The organism is Blastococcus sp. KM273129 (assembly GCF_021698995.1).
Lineage (GTDB): Bacteria > Actinomycetota > Actinomycetes > Mycobacteriales > Geodermatophilaceae > Blastococcus.
Genome location: NZ_SSXB01000171.1, coordinates 1 through 1,081, shown reverse-complemented (window position 1 = coordinate 1,081; position 1,081 = coordinate 1). Strand labels below are relative to the sequence as shown.

1 protein-coding gene is annotated in these 1,081 nt (G+C 69.8%); it reads right to left on the bottom strand.

The window, feature by feature from the left end:
- Window positions 1–12: 12 nt before the first annotated feature.
- Window positions 13–978 carry an IS481 family transposase gene (locus E9565_RS21865; protein ID WP_236836721.1) on the bottom strand — a complete coding sequence of 322 codons (966 nt, stop codon included), beginning with the start codon at window positions 976–978 and terminating at the stop codon, window positions 13–15.
- Window positions 979–1,081 lie beyond the last annotated feature (103 nt).

Genomic DNA, 1,081 nt, shown 5'->3' with positions numbered 1-1,081 from the left:
TGTACCGAGCCATCAGGTTGGTGCCAGTCGGCTGATCGGGGACTCCCCGCCGAGGGCGCTGTGGCGGCGTTGAGTGTTGTAGTGCTCCAGCCAGGGAGCAAGCGCGGCGGAGCGCTGGTCGTTGCTGGTGAAGGCCTGCCGGTAGGCCCACTCGCTGGCCAGCGTGCGGTTGAGCCGTTCGACCTTGCCGTTCTGCCACGGGCAGTGCGGTCGGATGAACTTCTGCCGGGCTCCGAGCTGGGCGCAGACCTCGCGCAGCGAGTACTTGTAGGCCCAGGCGTTGTCGGTCATGAGCCGCTCGATCCGGGTGATGCCGTGGGTGGCGAAGTAGGCCGCGGCGCGGGCCAGAAACGCCGCGCAGGTGGTGCCCTTCTCGTCGGGCAGGATTTCGGAGTAGGCCAGGCGGGAGTGGTCGTCCACCAGGGAGTGGATGTAGTCGTAGCCGACCTTGGTGGCCCGGTCCCGGCTGGTGCTGCCGGCGGCGCGGCCGTGGGCACGCCAGCCGCCGCCGTCGGGGATGCGGGCCAGCTTCTTGACGTCCATGTGCACCAGCTCGCCGGGCCGGGCCCGCTCGTAGCGGACCGCCGTGTGCTTCGAGGCCCGGATCACCTCACCGGTCATCGGGTCTAAAGCCGCCAGCCGGGGCAGCCCGTGGCGGCGCAGGACACGAGAGACCGTGCGGGCCGGCACACCCAGCTGCGCCCCGATCCAGGCCGGACCTCGACGCTCGGCATTGCGCAGGTCGACGACGCGCTGTTCCACCTGGGCTGTCGTTCGCCGAGGGCTGGTCTGCGGGCGGGACGACCGGTCGACCAGCCCGGCCTCACCCGCTTCCTCGAACCGGGTGATCCAGGTCCGCACGCACTTGCGCGAGAGCCCCATCGCTGCGGCGATGTGCGCCTTCTTCCAGCCCTGCTGCCACCGCTGAACGATCAGCTTCCGGCCGTGGAACGTGGTGCGGGCATTACCGTGGGACACGAGAACCTCCGGGCGGATGTGGGCCTTAGACAAGCCACACCCCACTCGGAGGTTCTCCTGCGTTCAAGTCCGGCCGTCGTCACCAACGTCCTGGCCGGGTACA